General features: G+C 37.5%; 15 protein-coding genes. 12 read left to right on the top strand and 3 right to left on the bottom strand.

The window, feature by feature from the left end:
* Positions 1-2 precede the first annotated feature (2 nt).
* The 5 genes from H3Z82_RS06575 to H3Z82_RS06595 all read left to right on the top strand — a co-directional run bounded on the left by H3Z82_RS06575 (position 3) and on the right by H3Z82_RS06595 (position 6,415).
* The gene (locus H3Z82_RS06575; protein ID WP_235982391.1) at positions 3-1,466 is read left to right on the top strand and encodes an NHL repeat-containing protein; all 1,464 of its coding nucleotides are present in this window, start codon (positions 3-5) and stop codon (positions 1,464-1,466) included.
* Positions 1,467-1,539: 73 nt separating this feature from the next.
* Positions 1,540-3,030 carry a calcineurin-like phosphoesterase C-terminal domain-containing protein gene (locus tag H3Z82_RS06580; RefSeq protein WP_182203917.1) on the top strand — a complete coding sequence of 497 codons (1,491 nt, stop codon included), beginning with the start codon at positions 1,540-1,542 and terminating at the stop codon, positions 3,028-3,030.
* Between the two features lie 383 nt (positions 3,031-3,413).
* Positions 3,414-3,716: a hypothetical protein gene (locus H3Z82_RS06585; protein WP_182203919.1), complete on the top strand. Its 303-nt coding sequence runs from the start codon at positions 3,414-3,416 to the stop codon at positions 3,714-3,716.
* 29 nt (positions 3,717-3,745) lie between these two features.
* The gene (locus H3Z82_RS06590) at positions 3,746-4,564 is read left to right on the top strand and encodes a GIY-YIG nuclease family protein (RefSeq protein ID WP_182203920.1); all 819 of its coding nucleotides are present in this window, start codon (positions 3,746-3,748) and stop codon (positions 4,562-4,564) included.
* Positions 4,565-4,738: 174 nt separating this feature from the next.
* Positions 4,739-6,415, top strand: coding sequence for a glycoside hydrolase family 10 protein (locus H3Z82_RS06595; RefSeq protein ID WP_182203921.1), 1,677 nt, complete (start codon positions 4,739-4,741; stop codon positions 6,413-6,415).
* 45 nt (positions 6,416-6,460) lie between these two features.
* On the opposite strand, the gene H3Z82_RS06600 is transcribed toward H3Z82_RS06595, so the two are convergent.
* Together H3Z82_RS06600 and H3Z82_RS06605 are read right to left on the bottom strand one after the other, a co-directional pair.
* Complete coding sequence (locus H3Z82_RS06600) at positions 6,461-7,264, bottom strand: class I SAM-dependent methyltransferase (RefSeq protein WP_182203922.1); 804 nt, start codon at positions 7,262-7,264, stop codon at positions 6,461-6,463.
* Positions 7,265-7,581: 317 nt separating this feature from the next.
* Positions 7,582-8,139 carry a porin family protein gene (locus tag H3Z82_RS06605; protein ID WP_182203923.1) on the bottom strand — a complete coding sequence of 186 codons (558 nt, stop codon included), beginning with the start codon at positions 8,137-8,139 and terminating at the stop codon, positions 7,582-7,584.
* Between the two features lie 358 nt (positions 8,140-8,497).
* Here H3Z82_RS06605 and H3Z82_RS06610 point away from each other — a divergent pair, with 358 nt between their 5' ends.
* The 7 genes from H3Z82_RS06610 (at position 8,498) to H3Z82_RS06640 (ending at position 19,009) form a co-directional block, all read left to right on the top strand.
* Positions 8,498-8,890, top strand: a complete 393-nt coding sequence (locus tag H3Z82_RS06610; protein ID WP_182203924.1) for a hypothetical protein — start codon at positions 8,498-8,500, stop codon at positions 8,888-8,890.
* A gap of 417 nt (positions 8,891-9,307) precedes the next feature.
* Complete coding sequence (locus tag H3Z82_RS06615; RefSeq protein WP_182203926.1) at positions 9,308-11,695, top strand: type I restriction-modification system subunit M; 2,388 nt, start codon at positions 9,308-9,310, stop codon at positions 11,693-11,695.
* Positions 11,696-11,878: 183 nt separating this feature from the next.
* Positions 11,879-12,811, top strand: a complete 933-nt coding sequence (locus H3Z82_RS06620; RefSeq protein ID WP_182203928.1) for a transposase — start codon at positions 11,879-11,881, stop codon at positions 12,809-12,811.
* Between the two features lie 113 nt (positions 12,812-12,924).
* Positions 12,925-13,194, top strand: a complete 270-nt coding sequence (locus H3Z82_RS06625; protein ID WP_182203930.1) for a hypothetical protein — start codon at positions 12,925-12,927, stop codon at positions 13,192-13,194.
* Position 13,195: 1 nt separating this feature from the next.
* A complete protein-coding gene (locus H3Z82_RS06630) occupies positions 13,196-14,572 on the top strand; it encodes a restriction endonuclease subunit S (RefSeq protein ID WP_182203932.1) in 1,377 nt (458 codons plus the stop codon).
* A gap of 241 nt (positions 14,573-14,813) precedes the next feature.
* Positions 14,814-15,938: a Fic family protein gene (locus tag H3Z82_RS06635; RefSeq protein ID WP_182203934.1), complete on the top strand. Its 1,125-nt coding sequence runs from the start codon at positions 14,814-14,816 to the stop codon at positions 15,936-15,938.
* An 11-nt stretch (positions 15,939-15,949) separates the two neighbouring features.
* Entirely contained in the window at positions 15,950-19,009 is a 3,060-nt protein-coding gene (locus H3Z82_RS06640) for a type I restriction endonuclease subunit R (RefSeq protein WP_182203937.1), read from the top strand.
* 109 nt (positions 19,010-19,118) lie between these two features.
* Here the strand turns inward: H3Z82_RS06640 and H3Z82_RS06645 are convergent, their stop codons facing one another.
* Positions 19,119-20,591: an HRDC domain-containing protein gene (locus tag H3Z82_RS06645; protein ID WP_182203939.1), complete on the bottom strand. Its 1,473-nt coding sequence runs from the start codon at positions 20,589-20,591 to the stop codon at positions 19,119-19,121.
* Between the last annotated feature and the right edge of the window lie 154 nt (positions 20,592-20,745).

Below are 20,745 nucleotides of genomic sequence, written 5' to 3' on the forward strand. Positions count from 1 at the left end.
GAATGATGAAAACAACACTCAAACATTTATTTGTTTTAACAGCAATTTTTTCGCTGGCAGTAAGCTGCAGCAGCGATGATGATGCACCAGAGCCGGCTCCTCCAGCGGAAGTAGGGATGAAAAGTTTTGGTTTTTATGCAAACGATAATCCGGGAGTATTACTGAGTGATTATGTCATAGAAGATATAACAACCAATGATATTAGTATATCACTTCCTAATGAAACCGATTTAACCAACTTAGTTGCAAGCTTTACAACTACCGAAGGTGATGTAGTAAAAGTAGGTTCTGTAGTGCAGGTTAGCGGGACTACACCCAACGATTTTTCTGCAGCAGTAGAATACTTGGTTACTGAAGGCACCACGAACGAAATCTATACAGTTTCTGTTGGTAAAATGGCAAGCTCTGTATGGAGTTTGTACGCTTCGTATACTGAAGATGATATTTCAGACATTTCATTAAGAATTAACCCTTCAACCGGTTTACCATACGTTGCTTATATTAGTCAAAGAGAAAGTCCAGACGATCGAAAAATGAATCTTATCAATTATGATGGTACCGCTTGGAACAGAATTGGTGCTCAAGATTTTTCAAATTTCAGAGCGCGATCAGTTGACTTGGCCTTTAATGCTGCGGGCGATCCTTTTGTTAGCTTCTTAGAAAATACAGATGTGAGAGAAGCCTCGATAATGACCTATGAAGGCGGTTCATGGGGCTATGTTGGTGGTGCACCTTATACTGGTACAAAAGCGGGTGACAATGCCTTAGCAATTACTAGTGACAATACGATTTATGGCTTTTATATACACGATGAAAGAGGTGACGACAGACGTAGTGTCTTCTCAAAAACCTTTTCTGGTGGTGCGTGGTCTGACCTTACCATAACTGGAAGGTCTGGAGCAGCAAGAGTGGTAAAGTCCAAAGTAATGAATGATGTGGTTTATGTTGCCGCACTCGACTTTGGAAACCTGCAATCTGTATCAGTATATAAATACGAAAATGGTGCGTGGACGACACTGGCAGATAAAATGAAAGAAAATGAAGAAAACACTATTTATTCTTATGATTTAGAATTAGATGTCGACGAAGACGGCAACGTTTATTTAGCTTATGCTGAAAATAACGGTCCAAGTACTGATTATCAGTTACGCGTTAAAAAGTATGACGCAGAAGCATCCACATGGAGCACTATTGGTGATTTGGTGGCAACGTCTCAAGTTAGAGATTTTGCGCTTGCCGTTAACAAATTCAACGTACCGATGTTGTTATTTCAAGATGATACCAAAACACCAACTTTCTTGCCATTTGACAACGATGTCAATAACTGGGGAACTCAGGTATCGTTTGCAGCATCAGATGCTAGTAGCTTAAAACTTGAAGTGGCACCTAACGGCATTTCGTATGCGTCATTTTTAGTAAGCAATCAATTAAGTTTACATAAATTTGATTCTCCAGATAATCAATAAACAAATGTAATGCAATAGTGAAAAATAAGCGGAGTATAATAATCTCCGCTTATTTATTTTTAAAACAATAGCTATGGACTCCATTTTTAAGTTTCTTATTATATGTTTCTTATCACTGACAACCTTTTCTTACGCTCAAAACTCAGCACATTGGGTTAGTGGCAATGTTGTAAAATATACAAAGTCATTAAAAAAGAGTAGAGGACTCCATAATGTAATGGTTTCTAATGGTGACACTATTGTCAAAACAAATAGAAAAGGAATATTCAAAATTCCTATAAAACCAGACCAAGTCATTTTCCCCATTTTACCTTCTGGTTATAAATACGTAAATCCAAAAAAGTGGTGGTACAAAGTACCGGATAGTTTAGATGAAGCGTCAACCTTTGATATAACTTTTGGACTGCAAAAGGTTAAAAAGAAAAAAAAGTTTAAATTCCTGGCAATAGGTGATATTCAAGTTGGAACTCAGGTTGAGTTGGCCCAAGCCACAAAATCAATATTGCAGGAACTGCTCAATAGAGATGATTTTGATTTTAGCATCTATTTGGGCGATCTGGTAAACGATTCTCCAGAACTGTTTCAACCTCTAAAAAGATTAATTGATGACGTCCCTCAGCAGTCATGGGTGGTTTATGGTAATCATGATAGAGGGTTTAATGGTGGTCAAAACCAACAGCCACATCAATTTAGAGAACATTTTGGATCAGAAACACAGGCTTATTTTTATAATGATGTACTATTTATTTCATTAAACAGTATCACCCCAAAAGGAAAGTTTGGCTATACAGGAATATATCAACAAAAAGAACTCCGTTTTTTATCCCACTTACTCAAAACAATAGATGTTAAATATCCTATAGTAATCAACCAACACATACCTCTGGTATGGATGAAAAACAAAAAAGAGATTCTTGATATTTTAGACCCATTTAAGAATGTACTATTTTTAACAGGTCACTCTCATACGGTATTTCAAAATTATATTGAAACGTCGTCAGGCAATATCATCCACGAACTCACAGCGGGTGCAGTGTCCGGAAACTGGTGGACCGGACAAAAAGACTATGAAGGCATTCCACTATCCTTGATGAGTTGTGGCACACCAAGAGGGTATTTTGAAATTGAATTTGACAAAACGGATTATAAAATAAAATACAAGGGGGTAGATCTGCCAGAAAGTAAACAATTTAATGTGTGGCTCGGTGATAGAGATGATAAGCCCTTGGCCTCTTTGTCAAAAAACAACACATTTTTTGTAAACGTTTTTGCAGGCTCAAACAAAACCAAGGTTTCTATAACATTACCAAATGGGGAAACACTTTTCTTAAAAAAGGAATATATGGTTGATCCTCATGTCAATTATATCAAACAATCGCAACGTGAAGGGAACAGCCCTGATAAGAACAGTAAAAAAGCACCGTACTTAAGAAAAAAATCACATCATATCTGGAAAGGGGAATTGCCAGATACCTTATCTGAAGGCTATCATAAAATGGAAATTGTGATTCAAGACCCACAATTGGCAACCATTAGACAGTCCTTTTGGATACACAAGGAGTAACCCGGTAGTCCCCATTAATATTATGGTCTGCCTTTGGTTTATAGCGCATTTGAACCTTTTAATACCAATTTAATTTTATAATGTCGCATAGAAAACGAAGTTGCTTTTTCGTTATATGACGCTGCGATTGTTTTGCATAGCCATAGCTATGGAAAATATGAGCAAGGAAATAGAACGGAAAATGAACGAGTTTGAATGCGATATTATATTGTTAATTTGGTATAAGTCATAAATAGCGGCGTTACCGGCAGGCATCAAAGTTTGATTAGAGATGGGTAGTGTGGGTTGCAGCCACTGTCCAACATCATAATTTTTCTAAATTGATGTGGAATGTTGGAATTTAAATTCAAATTTTTTGCCTAAATTTACAGCTTCATCCTATAGTGTACAAAATTTATCTGTTTTTAATAGACATGCGCTTTAATGTAGCACTAAATCCAAATCCATCTACCAAGCTTGTTTCAACACCTGCATCTGCCAAAACTGGTGGATCAGGAGCATTAATATTGGACGGACTGGTACCAACGGTAACAGCACATGATTATGGTGTCAAAAGGGCATACCCACAGAATGTTTGGTGCAGACAATACCTTCCACCCAAAAGGCTGACCATATTAACACCTAGTAATGGCTTAAGTGGGAGTGTTGAGATAATAAAACTCAAATCGGTAGTCCCCAATTCTTAAATAGATTTAATAAAAAAGTAGTTTATAATATGACATTGCACGAAGCGATACAACAAGCGTTATTAAAAGCTGGAAAATCCTTAACGGTTTCAGAAATTGCTGAAATTTTAAATGCGAATAGCTGGTACAGTAAAAAGGATGGGTCTGACATTAAAGGCAGTCAGGTGTCGGCTCGCGTTAAAACCCATTCGCATCTATTTAGTCGTACCAATAATTTGATTGGTCTAAAGAGTACAGAAGGCATCGTGGCCAAAAAATCGACCCCCAAGCAAAAACAAGTGTCGGTAAAGAAAATAGGCTTGGACCCTAAGTTGATGATGAAGGTGTTGATCAATGAAAAAAACTTTAAATCCATTACGGAGTGCGAACAGAACGTACCAGACGCTCCCGGACTTTATGCGGTTCGGATTAAAGATATAAAAGCATTGGATATTGTGTTTTTAAATGTCTTGACTGAACGAAATCACACCATTATGTATATCGGCCATGCTTCCAAAAGCTTGCGAACTCAGTTCTACGAGCAAGAACTAAGGGCTAAAGGACACGGTACTTTTTTTAGAACTATTGGGGCGGTGCTTGGTTATGTGCCTGAACCCGGCTCATTGATAGGTAAGAGTAATCAAAATAATTATAAGTTTTCTCCTGAACATGAGGAAGAGATTATACAGTGGATTGAGGAGCATCTCATTTTTAATTGGATTGCCACGGATACCGATCTTAAGGATTTGGAGGCAAAATTAATTAAGGAACACTTACCGTTATTAAATCTTTCCGGTAACCCAGGCGTTATCAATAATGTTAGAATGTTGCGAAACAAATGTAAGAACATTGCACGGGGCAATGTATAATGCTACCTGCAGGATTTAAAGCCCCTAAGATCTTGTATTCCATAACGGAATATGGCATATTATACACGATACAGTAGATATTAGAGCCACCACCTCAATCTTTTTCTTTTTGCAAATAGATTTTGAATGTTGGATTTAATGTTTAAAATTTGCTCAACATTTTCCCCTAATTTTATGTCGCATAAACTCAAATCTGTTGTCATTCTTCTGTTTCTTCTGCTTGTGGTGCAGTCTTGTAAAGCACCAAAAACAGTTTCCAGACCAACACCTTCAAAAAGAGAGACTTCAAGAGTAGTTGCAAAGCCAAAACCTAAGCTCCCTGAAATCACAATAGATTCAATAAAAGCGCAGGAATCTAAAGTAAAAGCACCGTTAAAAAAAGAGGAAAAAATGCGTGAACTCCCGTTGTTTAATGAGAGTCCTGAGGTGATGCGCGAGTTTAGGGCAGCGTGGATTGCAACGGTGGCAAATATCAATTGGCCCAGTAAGCCTGGCTTAACTACCCAACAACAACAGGATGAGGCGCTCAGGCTATTGGACTTTTTAAAGGATCATAATTATAATGCGGTCATCTTCCAAGCCCGACCACAGGCGGATGCCTTATATAAAAGCGACTTGGAACCTTGGTCTTACTTTCTGACTGGGGAAGTGGGCAAAGCACCATCACCGTATTATGATCCGCTGCAATTCTGGATAGAGGCAGCCCACGACCGTGGTATGGAATTGCACGTTTGGATGAATCCCTATCGGGCGCACCATACTACAGGTGGCGTGGTGGCATCAAATTCGCTGGTGAACACACATTCTGAACTTATGGTCAGCCTAAAAAACGGCATGTGGTGGATGGACCCGTCCAAGCAGGCCACCCAAGATCATGCCTCGGCAGTGGTTATGGATATTCTAAAGCGCTATGACGTAGATGGGATTCATTTTGACGACTACTTTTACCCCTATGCCTCTTATAATGGAGGCATGGATTTTCCTGATGCTCAGAGTTATCAGGCCTATTTAAAAGCGGGAGGAATGCTCTCCAAGCCCGATTGGCGCAGAGCAGCAGTCAACGGATTTGTAAAACGCATCTATGAAGAAATTAAAGCTGAAAAACCCGATGTGAAATTTGGAATCAGTCCGTTTGGCATCTGGAGACCTGATCCCGCTAAATCTATTGTGGGTATGGATCAGTACAACGAACTATATGCTGATGCCAAATTGTGGTTGAACGAAGGCTGGATTGATTACTTCGCTCCCCAATTGTATTGGAAGATCAATCAAGTAGGGCAAAGTTTTCCGTTGTTATTGGGTTGGTGGGAAAATGAAAACACCCAAAAGCGGCACTTATGGCCAGGAATCAGAATTGACTATGGTGGCGATGCCGCCAATGTGGATGAAACCATCAATCAGATTCTGCTGACACGTGGTCTGACTTCACCAAGTATGGGGACAGCCCATTGGAGTATCGGCCCGTTATTAAAATACCCCAACCTCTCCGAAGCTTTGGTCAATGGCCCCTATAACCAACAAGCCTTAGTGCCTGCAAGTCCGTGGCTTACAACTAAATTTCCACAAGCACCAGTGGTAAATACCCAGGTTGTAGATGACAAAGTTGTCGTCTCATGGACACATCCCAAAAGGGAAACTGTTTTTAAATGGGTGGTTTTTTATAAGTATGCCGATGCGTGGCAGTATGTCATTTTGGACAGAACCAAAAATAGCTTTGAATTGCCGCTCTATTCCTTAGAAATGGATCGGGATCTTATTACGCGCATTGGCGTTACCGCGGTCAATAAATCGGGGAATCAGAGCAGTTTCAATGAGACGGATGTGGGAGTCCGCTTATTGGACGAGTTTTAAATCTGATCATTAGGGGTTTTTGCACCTGAATGGCTCAGACCAGTTTTAAGGTTTGCGGATGATCCAAATGTCTTGTGGCAACCAACCGGCATGTTCAGGTGCCGTTTCAATATGCTCTAAAATTTCAACAGTGCTGAATAACTTTTCCATAAATGCTTTTGGTTGAAACGCGGAGTAGGTCCTATGGCCTTCCTTGACGTTTCCCCTGACCACCAGCTCGTCATTATTATACGATTTTAACTCGGCATTGGTGAGCTTGATCTTGAAATTGTCGCCTTGGGTGGTTAGGAATAGAATGCCGTTAGGCTTTAAAATTCGGTATAGCTCATTAAACCAATCGTAATGGAGTTGCTCAGAAAGGTGGGTGAAAATTGAAATACCATAAATAACATCTACAAAATTATCATCGTAGGGTAATTGAGCATTTAGCCCGTTGTTATTGAAGTGAATATCGGGCAGGTTTTTTGAACACCAGGCAATCGATTTTTTATTATAATCCGTACCATAATATTCGCAGCCATTACCGATGACCTCTGGCAAATGTCTAATAAGCCGCCCAGGACCACATCCCCAATCCAGTATGCGTTTATCTTTCAGTTCAATATGTTTCTTAAAATGGTTTTTTAACCACTTGGCAGTTTTAATACTCCCGGTGTAATATTTCTGATAATTTAATTGAAAGGACTCATATATTAGATAATCTGGCGGTAGTTTTACATGGGGATGTTCCAATTTAAAACGTTTATTGATCTTTCTGTTTTTGAACTTCTCCAAATTATAGCGCGCCCAATCTGCCGGATATAGTAATCCGAGTTGGCGTAATAGTGTAGATATTTGTCCTTTTTTCATCTCGCTTATGGCCCTTAAATTTTCGCCTCAAATATAAGCGTATTCCTGCCCGATTAAAGGATATTTTATGCTTTGTGCGCCTAGATGTTTTCTGGGTTACATTTAATCAGTGATAAAAGGTTTGCTTCAAGCATTAAATTGTCTCTATTAAAAGTGAGGTTTTTACTTGGTAACAGCAGCGTGATTAATCTTGTATAGTGCCTGTAATATGTGGGCTTAGGATGTTATTTGCCAAAAACTTCCTGAATCCAAAGGGGTATAAATCAAAAAGACACCCCATAAATAAGGTGTCTTTTTCTTTAGCATTAGAATCGCATTTAGAACTTATAGCCTAACGAGATTTGAAAGACGCTATTTTTGATATCTGGGTTTTCTGCAACCGTAGTTATCCCATAGTTATAGCGTGCTTGGGTAAATATATTTGGGGTAATAGCATAGCCCAAACCAATATTAAGTCCGAAATCAAAACTTGAAGCGTCAGTTTCGGCATCAGGGAGAGCGCTGTCATCAAACTCTGCTTTATCATCGATTAAAAATGAGAATTGCGGACCTGCTTCCAAGCTAAATTTATCGGTTAGATAGTATTTGGCCATCACAGGAATGGCAAGATAGTCTAATTTGACTTTCATTGAATTCTCTACTTCTGAACCTTGTCTGGTGTATAACAATTCAGGTTGAAGTGCAAAAGTATCACTTAATTTAAATTCAGCCAGTCCACCAATGTGAAAACTGTAGAGGTTGTTTTTGTCAACATCACCACCGGTTAAGTTGGCAATATTAAGACCTGTTTTTAATCCAAAATCAACATTTTGGGCTTTAATTGAAGTCGAAAGTCCGAAAACAACAAAGGCTGACAATAATAAAAGTTTTTTCATAATTGATTGTTTAAATATTAAATTAAAGAGAAGCAGTGTTTCAATAATTATTCCAAAAAGCAAGCCCCACAGTCTGTATTTTAGTGATAGGATTCAAGTGGTTGATAATCTATATGTTGTTAGAGTGTTTTTTTCTGACTTGTCCTGTCATAAAACCTCATGGCAGCGATGAAAAATCGGCAGTAAACTTAAAATGATCGGTTTTAGACTCATGGGTGGGCTCCTTCTTTAAGAGTGTTTTTCAGCTAAGTTTCGACGGTTATATCTATAAATTAAGTCCTGTGTCTTTGTGATATTTTGGTCTTAGTTAAACAGGGTTATAAAATATTTCAGTAGTTTTAAAGGAAATAATGGTCTTATGGAAGCAGTGGAATTAGTAGAGAAAATAGCAACAAAACAAGAAGTAAAAACGCAACTCTTAAAAGTTTTGGAGGCGTTTCAAAATTTGGACTATCATAGCTTAAATGATTTATTGGATGACGATGCCTACTACGAAGACCTAAAAAAGCCCAGTTTCATTTACCGACAAAAAGAGATTTTTTCAAAATTTGACAAAATAGGCGATACCTATTTGAACATCTCCACCAATATTTGCACAGGCTGTTTGTGCAGTGAACCTGTGTTTGTCTTCACAGGGAATAGGTCTGGGCATAAGTACGCCATCTACATTGAATTCACCCAGGGGGAGATTACGGATATTTATAGATGTACAGAGCAGTCTGATTGGTTTGATACGGATATGCCGTTTTGATGATATCTTCTATTATACAACAATGTTGTTTAACGATTTTTAGTTAAGCGCTACAAAATTTCGCATGCTCCTATACGTAGTTCTACGTATTTTCATAAAAACTTCATGAATGGAATTCAAGAAGCTCAATAAATATTGAAAAATCTTCATATCTTGAGCTTTCCTAACAATATCTAATTTACCACGCTATAATTGCCCTAACGGTTATGGTGTTTAACTAAGCTAAGATCAAACCTATAATGATTCAGAAAATTGTTCTACATTAAAACTTAACAAACATTTCAGTTGTTATTCTATTATAATCGTTTGGGTATAAACAAGCGACTATATTCGGATACTATCAAATCACTCGTTTAAATGGTTTATATTTAAGTTTGTTTAGTTACAGTCTGTGTTTAAATATCGAAAATAAAATATATGAATCACTCCTCACACAATAAATTAGTATCCTTCATCTGGTCAATCGCTGACGATTGCCTTAGAGATGTCTATGTACGCGGAAAATATAGAGACGTTATATTACCAATGGTGGTCCTTCGTCGTTTAGACGCCCTTTTAGAACCTACTAAAGACGCCGTTCTAGAAGAATTAGCTTTTCAACGAGACGAAGCTAAGTTTACCGAATGGGACGAAACGGGTTTGCGCGAAGCTTCTAATTATGTGTTTTACAATACCAGCAAATGGACCCTTCAAAAAATAAAAGACACCGCAACCAACAGTACACAAATACTACAAGCCAATTTTGAAGACTACTTAAACGGGTTTAGTCCTAATGTGAAGGAAATTGTAGAAAAATTCAAACTGCGTAGTCAAGTGCGTCACATGGCATCTAAAGATGTGCTGTTGGATGTGTTGGAGAAATTCACCTCGCCTTATATCAACTTAACCCCGTATGAGAAAGAAGATCCGGAAGGTAGAAAACTGCCGGCGCTGTCTAACTTAGGAATGGGCTATGTGTTTGAAGAGTTGATCAGAAAATTCAACGAAGAAAATAACGAAGAAGCAGGAGAGCACTTTACACCAAGAGAGGTAATCGAATTAATGACACACATCATTTTCGATCCTATTAAAGACCATCTACCACCTGTAATGACCATTTACGATCCAGCTTGTGGAAGTGGAGGAATGCTTACAGAATCTCAAAACTTTATCAAAGACGAAGAGGGTACTATTCGCGCTATGGGCGATGTCTATCTCTTCGGAAAGGAAATTAACGATGAAACCTACGCCATTTGTAAAAGTGATATGATGATCAAGGGCAATAACCCCGAAAACATTCGTGTGGGTTCTACTTTATCTACCGATGAATTTGCAGGAACTACCTTCGATTTTATGTTATCCAATCCGCCGTATGGAAAATCATGGAGCAGTGAGCAGAAATATATAAAGGATGGTAAAGATGTGATTGATCCGCGTTTTAAAGTGATGCTTTCCGATTATTGGGGCGTAGAGGAGGAGGTTGATGCTACCCCACGTTCTTCCGATGGACAATTACTGTTTTTAATGGAAATGGTATCTAAAATGAAACCTTTAACCCAAAGCCCAACCGGAACCCGAATTGCTTCAGTACATAACGGTTCCAGTTTGTTTACGGGTGATGCTGGAGGTGGCGAAAGTAACATCCGAAGATATATTATAGAAAACGATTGGTTAGAAGCCATTGTACAATTGCCGAATAACCTGTTCTACAATACAGGAATTACCACTTATATCTGGATTTTAAGTAACAACAAACCAGAGCACCGACAGGGAAAAGTACAACTGATAGATGCAGGTGAGCTGTACAGAAAACTGCGTAAAAACTTAGGAAACAAAAACTGTGAATTCGCCCCAGAGCATATTGATGAAATTTTGGAGGTTTATACCGAAATGAAAGTGGCAGAACGCGAAGGTGATAGTGGCATCGCTGCTCAAATTTTCGATAATGAAGACTTTGGATATTATAAAGTTACTATCGAACGCCCAAAACGATTGAAAGCACAGTTTACCCCAGAACGTATAGAAAGTTTACGTTACGATAAGTATTTAGAAGAACCTATGCGCTATGCGTATGAAACTTATGGAGAAAGCGTCTATGACGATATAAGTGTACACGCAGAGGAGCTTTTAGAATGGTGCGAGCAAAACGATTTAAACCTGTCTGCCGCCAATAAAAAGAAACTCACAAAAAAGGAGACTTGGAAAAAGCACCAGCACCATATAAAATTAGCAAAGCAGTTAGAAGCGCATTTTGGCAATACATTATATACCGACTATAATGCATTTGAAAAAGAAGTCAACGACATCATTAAAAAGGAGAAATTAAATGCTTCAGCTTCCGATAAAAAAGCGGTGCTAAATGCAGTGAGCTGGTACGATGCCGATGCGGAAAAAGTGATTAAAAAGAAGGTAAAATTAACGGGCGATAAGCTACAGAATCTGCTCATCCACTTAGGCTGCAAAGAAGAAGACTTAGCCGATTTTGGATATTTTCCTTACGAATCCGTCATTGCGAAAGAGGAACGATTGAAGCAATCTCATCAAAAAAACCTCTACATCACCTACGAAACCGAAAGCGATTTACGAGATACCGAAAATGTACCGTTGAAAGACAATATTCACAGTTATTTCAAAAGAGAAGTTCAGCCACACGTAGAAGAAGCGTGGATCAATCTGGATAATACCAAAATAGGTTATGAAATTAGTTTTAACAAATATTTCTATAAACACACGCCTTTGCGAAGCATAGAAGCGGTGACACAAGATATTCTTGAATTAGAAAAGCAAAGTGATGGATTGATTACAGAAATTTTACAATTAACGTAGATACGCGATTTATCGCGTATCGTTTTATCGCGTATCGTTTTATCGCGTATCGTTTTATCGCGTATCGTTTAATCGCGTACCGGTTCAACACGTATCGATTTATCGCGTATCATCCAACAACAACAACAACAACAACAACAACAACAACATTTTTTATAATAACACCCGACGATCAAAATTAAAATGACCAAAAAATTCCAAAATAAATATAGAATCGCCTCAGCACGATTGCAAAATTGGGATTACGGTAGTAATGCTGCCTATTTCATTACCATTTGCACGCAGAACAGGGAATGTTATTTTGGAAACATAATTGAACAAAAAATGATGTTAAACAATTCGGGTCAAATTGCTGAAAACATTTGGTATCAAATCCCAAACCAATTCCCATATGTCGCATTGGGCGATTTTGTGGTCATGCCCAATCATGTGCACGGAATATTGATGATTAATAAACCCGATGATATTGTTATTGCGAATGGGGGTTCGGTTGACGATACCAATTCCGTTGATGACATCGTTTCGGTTGATGATACCGTTTTGATTGGCGAAAACATATCGGTTGATGATAATGTTTCGGATGACAATACCGTTTCGGATGACGATACCGTTTTGGTTGGCGATTCCGTTTCGGTTGACGATATTGTATTGGTTGATAATTCCATTTCGGATGACAATACCGTTTCGGATGACGATACCGTAGAGACGCGATTAATCGCGTCTCTACCATCCCGCGCGCCATCCCGCGTGTCACCCATCGCGCCATCCCGCGCACCATCCACCACGTCATCCACCGCACCACCCACCGCGTCGTCCAACAAATCATCCAACGAATCATCCACCGCGTCAACATTCAACGCATCATCCACGCCATCATCCAAACCAACCGGCGGGATAACCGGCAACAAAAACCCAATGATTCATGAAAACATTTCCCGAATTATCCGATGGTACAAAGGACGATGCACCTTTGAAATACGAAAAACGCAACCCGATTTTGGGTGGCAATCCCGATTTCACGACCATATCATAAGGAATGAAACAGCCTTTCAAAAAATTACAAAATATATTATTGACAATCCCAAAAATTGGAATGCCGATAAATTTTATTCTTAATCCATAATCCTAAATGAAGGTAGAGAGATATATATGATATCAAATAACAGAACAATCAAAAGCAATTCAAATAGGAATGGATACATGTGTTGTGCAATTAAAATAAGTCATTTATGTTAGAAAAATTTAAGAAATATTTAATTGATCAAGGTTATAGTGAATTGACGCCATCTGGAAATCCATCGACTGTTTACGATTATATAAAACGGATTGAGAGGATTTGCGAAAGGGAAAATATAACTATTAAAGACTTGGGTCTTAATATCAGGTTTTATGTGGAGAAGTATGGTCCTTACGGGAAAGAAGCTGAATTTGGAAAAAGGAGTCATAGCGCATTTATAAATGCTTTAAGAAGATTTGAAGATTTTATACAAATAAACTGATATGCACAATATAAATAGCCAAATAGGATCAAAAGAAAAGAAGCCATTAACCACGTCACCACCTAAATCAACGGTTCAGACATATTCTCGCTATAAAGATTCTGGCGTGGAATGGCTGGGGGAAATTCCAGAGCATTGGGAGGTCAGAAAAATTAAATATTTATTTAAAGAAAAGAATTCTTTATTTATCGATGGAGATTGGATTGAAAGTAAAGACTTAGGAAGTGATGAGGTTTACTATTTTACAACTGGAAATATCCGAGAAATAAAGTTTTATGATAAAGAAAGGTCATATATTTCAAATGATACCTTTAGAAGGTTAAACTGCACTGCCATAGCAGAAAATGACATTCTAATTTCACGTTTAAACGTACCTTTAGGAAGATGTTGCATAGCTCCCAAATTTGATAAAAAATCTATCGTATCAGTAGATGTGTGTGTCTTTCGTCCGGACAAGGGTTTTAATAGGGGTTTTCTAGTATATTTAATGAATTCACCTCAGTATTTTACTCATACAGAGAATGAAGCTAGAGGAGCTATAATGAAAAGGATTAGTCGTTCGATCTTAGGAAATATAGATATACCAATACCTCCCCTCCAAGAACAAACCGCCATCGCCAACTTCTTAGACGACAAAACCGAAAAGATAGACCAAGCCATTTGCATTAAGAAGCAACAAATAGCGCTTTTAAAAGAACGCAAACAAATTTTGATACACAAAGCGGTGACAAGAGGTTTGGATGATTATGTGCCACTCAAGGACTCAGGTGTCAAGTGGGTTGGAGAGATTCCGGAGCATTGGGCGTCAGTTTCTTTTAGAAGAATTTCTAGTTTACAGCAAGGACTACAAATAGCAATTGATAAAAGATTAGAAGAACCAATTGGTGATGCTTTAGAATATATTACTACAAAATCAATTCATAATCCAAACGATCCAAAACACTATGTTACTAAGCCTAAAGAAAATGTAATATGTGATTATCAAGATGTTTTATTAGGTAGGACTGGCAATACAGGAGAAGTTGTCACAAATATTAGAGGAGTGTTCCATAATAATTTTTTCAAAATCGATTATGATAAAAACAAAATCGAACGAGATTTTCTTGTAAATTATTTAAACACTCAGGGTATTCAAGAGTTAATTATGTTATCAGCTGGAGTAACCACAATTCCAGATCTAAATCATGGTGAATTTCTTAGTTTACCAATTGTTTTACCACCACTTTCAGAACAAAAAGAAATATCAAAGTATATAGAAAGGGCTTCCCAAAAAATCGACACTGCCATTTCCCTAAAACAGCAAGAGATTGCGAAGTTGCAGGAGTATAAGCGTAGTTTGATCAATAGTGTGGTAACGGGGAAGGTGAAAGTGTGTTAATTAACTTATTAAGAAATGAAGTTAAAAGAAGTTGAAGAATGGCGCAATTTTAAGAAGATGAAGTCTAGGCTGTTCAATAGTAGTCATGTGAAAAAGCACCATCAATAGAAACTTGGTAGGTAAGAGGTAAATTTAGAGGTGTTATTATTTTACTTTTTGATATAAAAGTAAAATAAGAGAGCTGTCTATTATACCTTTTTGTATTATTGTAAAATAGCAATGGGTTTAAATTTACTTAATAATGGATAATTATAAATTGGGTATATATCAGCAACAAGGCTATTATAAAAGTTTCCAGCCTACCTATATCAATCGGGGATGGCGCATTTCGGATATGCAGGTGTGGCAATTGCTTAGTCAGGCCGATCGGCATTTGGGGCGTTTGGACATGTATTCGGAGTATGTGCACATTGAGTTATTTATCCAGATGCACATTGCCAAAGAAGCCGTGCAGTCTTCCAAAATTGAGGGAACCCAAACCAATATCAAAGATGCTTTCTTGGCCAAGGAAGATGTCCTAACCGAAAAACGGGATGATTGGGAGGAAGTACAGAATTATATTCAGGCCATGAAGCAAGCGGTTGAATTATTGCATCGCTTGCCATTTTCCTCCCGACTTATAAAACAAACGCATAAAATTTTGTTGCACGGGGTGCGCGGCGAGCATAAGATGCCGGGAGAATACCGCCGCAGTCAGAATTGGATTGGTGGAGCAAGTATTAACGATGCGATTTTTGTGCCGCCTATTCACACCGATGTTAACGAGCTGATGTCCGATATCGAAAAATTTGCCAATGACGATAGCAACCCATTGCCAGATCTTCTTAAGGTAGCCCTCATCCATTACCAATTTGAAACGGTACATCCTTTTCTGGATGGAAACGGGCGAGTGGGGCGTTTGCTAATCACATTATACCTGGTAAACAAGGGGATTTTGAAACAGCCAATTCTTTATCTCTCCGATTTTTTCGAAAAGAACAGAAGTTTATATTATGACAACTTAATGCGGGTACGCACCCACAACGATCTTAATCAATGGTTCAAGTTTTTTCTGACTGGCGTCATTGAAACGGCTAAAAATGGAGTAAAAACTTTTGATGGCATTTTGCAATTGCAAAAAGAAATAGATGGAAAGCTAAAAGACATTGGCGCACGTAGTGGTGATGCTTTTAAAGTAGTGCAATATTTATATTCCCATCCCATTATTACGGCTCATAAAGTAAGTGAGATAACGGGAAAATCAATGAGACCTGCCTACAATCTCATAAACGTATTGGAGGATCTGGACATCCTTACTGAAATAACTGGGGCACAGCGAGGACGCCTCTATCTTTTTAAAGAATATGTCAACTTATTTAACGATTAATAATTAAAAGAATGCATAGCCAAACCAACGAACAAGCTTTAGAGGCTGCTATAGAGAAAGCCTTAACAGGAACCTGCCTTGAGGATATTAAACAGCAAGGGCAATCTGTGGATGCCGTAAACGAACAAGCTGCACTGTATAGAACAGGTAAAGGCTACTATATTGGGCAGCCTGCTAATTTTAATGCACAGTTTGCTATAGATGAACAGTTCTTTTGGGATTTTTTAGAAACTACACAAAAAGAAGAATTAGAGAAGCTACAAAAGCAAAGTGATTGGAAATTAAAAATCCTAAATCGCTATGATCGTATGATAAAAAAATACGGGGTATTGCATTTACTTAAAAAAGGCTTACAAGTTGATGACGCTAATTTCACCTTGTTTTACCAACTACCATTGGCAAGTAGTAGTCAACAAGTCAAGCAGAATTTTGAGCAAAACCGCTTTAGTGAAACCCGACAATTGCGTTATAGTGTAGATAACCCAAGAGAAGAAATTGATTTGGTTTTGTTTATCAATGGGATACCTATTGTAACGATGGAGCTAAAAAACCATTGGACAGGTCAAAATGCGCGTGTACATGGACAGCACCAATACAGAAATAAACGTGACAACAAACAGCCTTTACTGCAATTTGCACGTTGTGTAGTTCACTTTGCTGTTGATACCGATGAAGCTTACATGACGACTAAATTGGCGGGTAAAAACACTTTTTTCTTACCATTTAACAAAGGAAATAAACACGGTAAAGGAAATCCAGAACTACCTGCCGGTGCTACCGGACATAGAACAAATTATTTATGGGATGAGGTGTTTACCAGAGAGAGTTTAGCCAATATTATTCAACATTTTGTGCGCTTGGATGGTAAAAAGAAAGACCCATTACAAACCAAAACTTTATTCTTTCCACGTTACCACCAAATGGATGTGGTACGTAAAATTGTTGCAGATGCCAGTAAGAAAGGGGTAGGGCAGACCTATTTAATTCAGCATTCTGCGGGTTCTGGTAAATCGAATTCTATTACTTGGGCGGCCTATCAACTCATAGAAACCTATCCAGAAAGCTTAAATACACCAGGTGTTACAGATTTAGAAAAACCCTTGTTTGATTCGGTGATTGTAGTAACAGACAGACGACTACTGGACAAGCAAATCCGAGATAATATTGCGAGTTTCTCTGAAGTTAAAAACATTATTGCACCTGCCTATTCCTCTAAAGAATTAAGAGATAGCTTAGAACAGGGAAAGAAAATCATTATTACTACCATTCAGAAATTCCCATTTATCATAGATGGCATTGCCGATTTAAGGGATAAACGTTTTGCAGTGGTTATCGATGAGGCACACAGTAGCCAAAGTGGTTCAGCCCATGACAATATGAATCGCGCTATGGGGCAACAGATTGATGAAAATGATGAGGTTGATGCGCAAGATAAAATAGTACAGGCCATGCAATCTCGTAAAATGCGTGGTAATGCATCTTATCTGGCTTTTACAGCAACTCCCAAACCCATTACTTTAGAGAAATTTGGAGTGAAAGATGCCGAAGGTAAATTTAAACCTTTTCATCTATACTCTATGAAACAGGCTATTGAAGAAGGGTTTATTTTAGATGTTTTAGCGAATTATACAACGTTAAAAAGCTATTATGAAATAGAGAAATCTATTGAGGAGAATCCATTATTTGATTCAACAAAAGCACAAAAGAAGCTAAGAGCTTATGTAGAGCAACATCAACAAACCATTAATACCAAAGCCGAAATCATACTTGATCACTTTATTCCTAATATTGTTAATCAAAAAAAATTAAAAGGAAAGGCAAAAGCTATGGTGGTGACGCAGAGTATAGAATCGGCTATACGTTATTATAAGGCTTTAAAAAACATTCTAAATGATAAAGGAAATCCGTTTAAAATAGCAATCGCATTTTCAGGAACTAAAACTGTAGATGGTATTGAATACACGGAAGCAGAACTAAATGGTTTTCCGGAAAAAGATACACGATTCAAGTTTGATGAAGATGCCTATCGCATATTGGTAGTCGCCAATAAATACCTTACAGGTTTCGACCAACCAAAACTATGCGCCATGTATGTAGATAAGAAGCTACAAGGGGTACTTGCGGTTCAAGCCTTATCACGATTAAATCGAGCGGCATCTAGTCTAGGCAAAAAAACAGAAGATGTTTTCGTGTTAGACTTCTTTAATTCTACTGATGATATAAAAAAATCCTTTGATCCATTCTATTCGGCAACGTCTTTAAGCGAAGCAACCGATGTAAATGTCTTGCACGAGTTAAAAAATGTTTTAGATGAGGTTGGGGTATATGAGTGGGGCGAGGTGGAAGACTTTAATATTAAGTTTTTCAATAAAGAAGATGCACAGGTTTTAAGTCCAATCATAGAAAGAGCTGCCGAACGCTTTGTCCATGAATTAGAATTAGAAGATGACGATAAAGCCGATTTTAAGATTAAAGCAAAGCAGTTTGTAAAAATCTACGGGCAAATGGCTTCTATTATGCCTTATGCGATTGCGAATTGGGAAAAGCTATTTTGGTTTTTAAAATTCTTAATTCCAAAGCTGCCTGTGAGACCAGATGATACTGGCGGTTTAGACGAATTATTAGAGTCTGTCGATTTATCAACCTATGGATTAGAACGCGTCAAGCTAAATCAAAGTATTGGCTTAGATGATTCAGAAACAGAAGTAGATCCTCAAAATCCAAATCCTAGAGGAGCCCATGGTCAAGGTGAGGATGAAGATCCGTTAGATTTAATAATCAACAGCTTCAACGAGCGATGGTTTCAAGGCTGGGAAGCTACTCCAGACGACCAACGTGTAAAGTTTATTAGTTTAACAAAGTCTATACAGGCACATCCGGATTTTCAATCTAAAGTAGCAGAAAACAGGGATGCACAAAACAAGGATTTAGCCTTTAAAAAAATATTAGATGACGTCATGTCCAAACAGCGCAAGCAAGAGTTAGACTTATATCGCTTATACGCCAAAGATGAAGCATTTTATCAAGCGTTTTTTGATACGATGAAGCGGATGTCTAGCCAAAATCTTTAATCAGCAAAAGTGGGTCTCTTCAATAGGGCCTTATAAAGAACTCATACATAAACAGCACATAGCATAGTAATATAAGCTGTTGTATAAATATTTTTCCATGAGATAAATTCTATGAGGCATATTTAGTGATAATCTCCAAAATAGGGTCACCAATTTGCTCCAATTTCCGCTCACCAATACCTTTAACATCAAGTAGCTCTTCTTTAGTTTTTGGCTTAGATTCAATAATCTCATAAAGTGTAGTGTTTCCGAATACATGAAATGCTTTTAATCCTTTTTCTAATGCGTGGTTAAGTCTAAACTCTCTTAGTTCCTGGAATAACCTTTCGTCTTGATTTTTTAGTTTTGGTATAACGTACTTTTGAACTACTGGCTTTTCAGTAGAAGTACCATTTCCTTTATATTTGGTTATAATAGGTAAAAAGTCCTTCGCATAGGCATCACATCGCTTCTGACTGATGCCATAGATGTCCAGAAATTCAACTTCTGTTTTCGGCATTCTTTCCACCAATTCATCTAAGGTTTTATTGGAGAAAATGGTATAAGCGGGATTCCCTGCTTTATTAGCCAATTCCAATCTTTTACGCTTTATAGCTTCAGATAATGCAGACTTATTATACCCTGATTTAGTGCTTGCTGAAAGTGTTGGTTTTTTATCTTTTTGAGAAGGAAATATAACTTCAACACCATTCATACGTGCTATATAAATTAATGTACCTAAAGTGATAGCCCTGTTATTTCTAATTAACAAATTCGTGAATTGTTTATCGCAATCTCTTGGTCGATAGCCTCCGTTAAATCTTGATAATCTGTGAAAGTAATCTCTACCACTTTCACCTAATGCGGTCGCTAACGAAAAGCCAATTCTTATCCAATTGATATAACCATCAGTAATATCTATGTTGTTTCTTTCAATTTCTAACGTTAGATTTTCAATAATGTCTTTATCATTATTTGAATTAAGATTAATCTTATAATTTACTCTATGGTGCTTCTCAGGTGTTTCTTTAATTTCAGGTATATATAATTCTGCATATACCTCTGAGAATGGGTTGCAATAGATGTTTGGATCATAGGATAATAGCATACATCTCGCAATATCCTTGCAGGCACTATCTATTTTTATATTATACTCGTCCAAGTAATATTTTTCAAGCGAAAGAAACTGCTCTAAATGGGTGTCAATAGAGGGGTTTATTTTTACTACTAGCTTGATGCCATTCCCACTTGGGCTTCTAAATGCTACAAACGTAAATTCATCTGAAATTAAGGTGTTGAAAACAGAATCATAATCTTCTAAGTCGTCGATGTCTATTTGAATTAACCCCGAGTGCTCTTGTAGATATTGCTTACTTCTTTTTTCGAAAGTTCCAGATAAGGTGACGCAAGGTAACTTCGATTGCTTTAGTCTGTTTTTTTCCTGTTTGTCATTTAAACCTCTCAGGGAATGAATTTCATTTTTTATATAGCCATACCTGATAACTTCAATCAATTGATTAATATCAAATTCGTTGTCGGGTTCTTTAGCTGATAGTAGGTTATTATAAAACGAAAAACTGTGTTCTGTATTTATTAATTGCATTCTATTGTTTGAATTAGTCATCCAACCCATTCATATTTGTTGGGTAGAGCCTGTTACTTTTTACTATTTTGTGGATTAACTAATTAAAAACGGGTTGTTTTTTGAGGGAGGGTTTAAATATAATAATTATATCGAATATGCTGAGTTTTTACTT

Source organism: Gelidibacter maritimus (assembly GCF_014062315.1).
In the GTDB taxonomy this organism is placed as follows: domain Bacteria; phylum Bacteroidota; class Bacteroidia; order Flavobacteriales; family Flavobacteriaceae; genus Gelidibacter; species Gelidibacter maritimus.

Coding starts and splice junctions, on each gene's coding strand:
- H3Z82_RS06575 (WP_235982391.1), top strand. CDS start 3: ATGATGAAAACAACACTCAAACATTTATTTGTTTTAACAGCAATTTTT.
- H3Z82_RS06580 (WP_182203917.1), top strand. CDS start 1,540: ATGGACTCCATTTTTAAGTTTCTTATTATATGTTTCTTATCACTGACA.
- H3Z82_RS06590 (WP_182203920.1), top strand. CDS start 3,746: ATGACATTGCACGAAGCGATACAACAAGCGTTATTAAAAGCTGGAAAA.
- H3Z82_RS06595 (WP_182203921.1), top strand. CDS start 4,739: ATGTCGCATAAACTCAAATCTGTTGTCATTCTTCTGTTTCTTCTGCTT.
- H3Z82_RS06600 (WP_182203922.1), bottom strand. CDS start 7,264: ATGAAAAAAGGACAAATATCTACACTATTACGCCAACTCGGATTACTA.
- H3Z82_RS06605 (WP_182203923.1), bottom strand. CDS start 8,139: ATGAAAAAACTTTTATTATTGTCAGCCTTTGTTGTTTTCGGACTTTCG.
- H3Z82_RS06610 (WP_182203924.1), top strand. CDS start 8,498: ATGGAAGCAGTGGAATTAGTAGAGAAAATAGCAACAAAACAAGAAGTA.
- H3Z82_RS06615 (WP_182203926.1), top strand. CDS start 9,308: ATGAATCACTCCTCACACAATAAATTAGTATCCTTCATCTGGTCAATC.
- H3Z82_RS06620 (WP_182203928.1), top strand. CDS start 11,879: ATGACCAAAAAATTCCAAAATAAATATAGAATCGCCTCAGCACGATTG.
- H3Z82_RS06625 (WP_182203930.1), top strand. CDS start 12,925: ATGTTAGAAAAATTTAAGAAATATTTAATTGATCAAGGTTATAGTGAA.
- H3Z82_RS06630 (WP_182203932.1), top strand. CDS start 13,196: ATGCACAATATAAATAGCCAAATAGGATCAAAAGAAAAGAAGCCATTA.
- H3Z82_RS06635 (WP_182203934.1), top strand. CDS start 14,814: ATGGATAATTATAAATTGGGTATATATCAGCAACAAGGCTATTATAAA.
- H3Z82_RS06640 (WP_182203937.1), top strand. CDS start 15,950: ATGCATAGCCAAACCAACGAACAAGCTTTAGAGGCTGCTATAGAGAAA.
- H3Z82_RS06645 (WP_182203939.1), bottom strand. CDS start 20,591: ATGCAATTAATAAATACAGAACACAGTTTTTCGTTTTATAATAACCTA.